This window comes from Variovorax sp. YR752, from assembly GCF_943372545.1.
Window position 1 is genome coordinate 1 of sequence record NZ_CALRZC010000396.1, and the last position, 3,687, is coordinate 3,687.

Annotated in this window: 4 protein-coding genes; 2 read left to right on the forward strand and 2 right to left on the reverse strand. The window is 70.4% G+C overall.

Annotation, left to right across the window (positions count from 1 at the left end; translation table 11 throughout):
• Positions 1-684 (reverse strand): hypothetical protein (locus tag AAG801_RS40945; RefSeq protein ID WP_341893601.1); only part of this gene is annotated, 684 nt, incomplete at its 3' end.
• 315 nt (positions 685-999) lie between these two features.
• A complete protein-coding gene (locus AAG801_RS40950) occupies positions 1,000-2,031 on the reverse strand; it encodes a DUF72 domain-containing protein (protein ID WP_341893602.1) in 1,032 nt (343 codons plus the stop codon).
• Between the two features lie 98 nt (positions 2,032-2,129).
• On the opposite strand from AAG801_RS40950, the gene tadA reads away from it, so the two are divergent.
• Positions 2,130-2,675 (forward strand): tRNA adenosine(34) deaminase TadA, encoded by a 546-nt coding sequence (gene tadA / locus AAG801_RS40955; RefSeq protein WP_341893604.1) that lies wholly within the window; start codon positions 2,130-2,132, stop codon positions 2,673-2,675.
• Positions 2,672-3,589, forward strand: coding sequence for an LD-carboxypeptidase (locus tag AAG801_RS40960; protein WP_341893603.1), 918 nt, complete (start codon positions 2,672-2,674; stop codon positions 3,587-3,589). The genes tadA and AAG801_RS40960 overlap by 4 nt, the downstream gene beginning before the upstream one ends.
• The last annotated feature ends 98 nt before the right edge of the window (positions 3,590-3,687 follow it).

The following is a 3,687-nucleotide window of genomic DNA, read 5'->3' on the forward strand; positions in this document are numbered from 1 at the left end:
ACCTTGGTCCAGTCGCATGTAGGCCTGCTCGCATGCGCGCCCGCGCCGGTATCGGCGCCAGTACATCGGCGCGTCCACCCCCAGGACATAGGCCACGAAGGCCATCGAGCAGAGGATCCCGAACATCGCCAGAGAGCTGACCCAGCCACTGCTGTCCAGCGCGATGACCCCGAGCAGCGCCGCCATCCAGGAGAAGCCAGCCGCCCAGAGTATCGACTCGACGGCCTGGGTGATGTGGTTCAGCGTCAGCACGCTGTGCCAGCAGAAGCCCTGCGCCACCACCATGAACATGGGGATCGCCCACGCGGCCCTTTGCACCCAGGGCATGCCGCTGTGCACGCCCAGCTGATGGACCAGCAGCCCCAACTGCAGCGCGAAGCAGATCTCGGCGACCGTGGCGGCCGCGCGCCCCAGGAAGATGCTGGACAGATGCGTGTCCACGACGACGAGCCGCTCGAGGTCCACACGGGGAAGAACCGAGCGGTAGGCACACACCAGCACGTAGACGCCAGACAAGGCCAGCTGCAGACTGCCGTGGATGCCGCTGACAGGCCCGAAGAGCCAGACGGCCAGCCAAAGGCAGACATTCAGCACGGCCAGCACGCACAATGCGCGCCACCACGACAGCACGTTGGCATCTGCTTCGGCGACGCTCAGTGCAAGCGTATGGCGAAATGATGACATCGGGCGACAAGCTTAACCCAGCAGGCATGCTGTGTTGCAGTGGCTCGCGTGCGCAGGGGGCCGGCCCGCCAGGGCCATCCACGCCACCCTCTGCTCGCACTGGTGTTCAGTCGGGCGCATGCGCGGCATCCTTGACCGTGCATCGCGGAAACGCCGGGAGCGCCGCAGGCCCTCAGTCGCACCTGTTGTCGCTGCCTCGGCCGCCATGACACAGCTGCACCGCCTGTTCTTTGCCATCCAGCTCGGCGCGGCTGCGACCACGCAGGCCGTTGCCGCCGGGGACGCGCTGCGCAAGCGGGCCGGCGAGAAGCCGCCTCAGGGGCCGCCTGCCGTGGCGATGGCCTCGGCCAGCGCGAACACACTCTCCGGCGCGCAGCCCTCGGCCTTGTTGCCGATGGCGATGTAGGCCGGCCAACCGGCTGCGCAGGTGGCCAGCGCCACCCTGGCCAGCGCGGCGCGGGTCTGCGGGTCGGCGTCGGCGATGTGGTCGTAGGGCTCGTAGAGCCGGCGTGCCTTCTCGTAGCCGTGGGCGCCGTGTCGGCGATGCAGGTTCCAGCGGCACACCAGCGGGCCTGGCCAGAGGGCGCGCAGCATCGGCAACTGCTCCTCGATCGGCGGCATGCTGGCGTGCAGGCCGAGACAGTAGGTCGCGCCGGCCCGTCGCAGAACCTCGGCGAAGGCCGGCCCCAGCAGCTCGCGGTTGCGAACCTGCACCGCAACCACGGCATCGGCAGCGCTCGGGGCGAGGTCGGGCAGCGCAGCGAGCATGGTCGCCAGGCGCTCGAACAGTGCCGGCAGGTCGGCCAGCCACGACGCGGGCAAGGGGCTGAGCTGGAACACCAGAGCGCCCAGGCGCGCGCCGAGGCCTGCCAGCGCCGGTTCGGCATAGTCGCGCACCGCCAGTAGCGGATCGAGGAACAGCGGATTGGCCTGCAACCCGCGGCCGGCGTCGTCACGCACCAGCGCGTCGGTGACGGCACTGGGCGCCTTGACGAGGAAGCGGAACGAGCCCGGTACCTGCGCGGCGTAGCCGGCGTACTGCGCGCTGCTCAGCGCGCGGTAGAAGGTCCGGTCGATGCCGACGCAGCGCAGCAGCGGATGCCGCGCGTAGGCGGCCAGCCCCTGGCGGGCGAGCAGGCTCTCGCTGTACTCGCCGGCCCAGACCTTGCCGGCCCAGCCGGGGTAGCTCCACGACGAGGTGCCCAGGTGCAGCCGTGCCGGCAACTGACCGGCCCGCGCGAGCTGCCGCGCCTCGGGAGTGGCCGCCTCCACGGGGCTGCTGCGTCGCGCTCGCGGCAGCCGAGCGGCCGGTGGTGGCGCGCCATCGGAGAACAGATCGTCCTGCATGCGCCGCTAGCGTAGCCGACAGGGGCGGGACGGATTGCGGCGAGAATGCGGCGCCAAAGGAGACGCCGCGCGTGATCGACCCGAAGGACGAACAAGCCATGCGGATTGCCATCGACCAGGCGCGCAATGCGTGGCTGGTCGGCGAGGTGCCGGTCGGTGCCGTGATCGTGCGCGACACACCGGCCGGGCGGCAGGTGGTGGCCACCGGCTACAACCGGCCGATCACCGAGCACGACCCGACGGCGCATGCCGAGATCGTCGCGCTGCGCCATGCCGCCACGCTGCTGGCCAACTACCGGCTGCCCGAGTGCGAGCTCTACGTCACGCTCGAGCCCTGCGCGATGTGCGCGATGGCGCTGATGCATGCGCGCTTCAAGCGTGTCGTGTTCGGCGCCTTCGATCCGAAGACCGGCGCGGCCGGCTCGGTGGTCGACCTGTTCGCCAACGGCCAGCTCAACCACCACACGGCGATCGAAGGCGGCGTGCTCGGCGACGAGTGCGGCCAGGTGCTGCGCGAGTTCTTCGCCGAACGCCGCGAGCAGTACCGGCAGCGCCGCGGCGAGCGGTCGCAGGACGCGCCCGACACCATTCCTGCCGGCGAGGCGATCGAGCTCGATCTGCCGCCACCCGGCAGCGCCCCATGACCACGCTCAGCCTGTTCACGCCGTCCGGCGTGGTGGCCTCGGCAAGACCGCTGACGCTGGCGCGGCGCCGGCTGGCACAGCTCGGCTTCGACGTCCAGGTCGACGAGGCCGCACTGGCGCGCCACCAGCGCTTCGGCGGTGACGACGACGTGCGGCTGGCGGCGCTGCATCGGATCGCGAAGGCGAGCCCGTCGATCGCCATGGCCACGCGCGGGGGGTACGGGTTGACGCGGCTGCTCGACCGCATCGACTGGAAACTGATCGCCCGCAGCGTCGAGCGCGGCACGCGCTGGGTCGGCCACAGCGACTTCACTGCGCTGCAACTCGGGCTGCTCGCGCACGCCAAGGGGCGAACCTGGGCCGGGCCGATGGCCTGCTACGACTTCGGCCGCGAGGCCGGCGAGCACGGCGAGAAGCGCATCGAAGCGGTCGACGAGGTCACGCGCGACTGCTTCCTCGAGGCGATGAGCGGCGAACTGGAGGCGGTGGGCTTCCGCACCGAGCCTGGCTTCGACGGCCTGGACGTCAAGGGCGTGCTGTGGGGCGGCAACCTGTGCATGGTGAACTCGCTGCTCGGCACGCCGCACTGGCCGCGCATCAAGGGCGGCGTGCTGTTTCTGGAAGACGTCAACGAGCACCCGTATCGTGTCGAGCGCAGCCTGCTGCAGCTGCATCAGGCGGGCGTGCTCGATGCGCAGAAGGCCGTGCTGCTGGGCGCCTTCACCGACTGGAAGAAGTCGCCTCTGGACCGCGGCTACACGCTCAAGACCATGGTGGCGATGCTGCGCAGCGTGACGCGCGCGCCCATCCTCACCGGGCTGCCGTTCGGCCACGTGCCGACCAAGCTGAGCCTGCCCGTCGGCGCGCGCGTGCAACTGGTGGTGCAGGCACGCGACGTGCTCATTGGCTGGTGAGCGATGCTCTGGAGTCTTTGCTTTAGGGCCTGTTCACACTACTGGGAGGCGCGCGTGACTCGACAAACGGGCGCCCGCAAGGCGCAAACCGCAGCCAT

Coding starts and splice junctions, on each gene's coding strand:
- AAG801_RS40950 (WP_341893602.1), bottom strand. CDS start 2,031: ATGCAGGACGATCTGTTCTCCGATGGCGCGCCACCACCGGCCGCTCGG.
- tadA (WP_341893604.1), top strand. CDS start 2,130: ATGCGGATTGCCATCGACCAGGCGCGCAATGCGTGGCTGGTCGGCGAG.
- AAG801_RS40960 (WP_341893603.1), top strand. CDS start 2,672: ATGACCACGCTCAGCCTGTTCACGCCGTCCGGCGTGGTGGCCTCGGCA.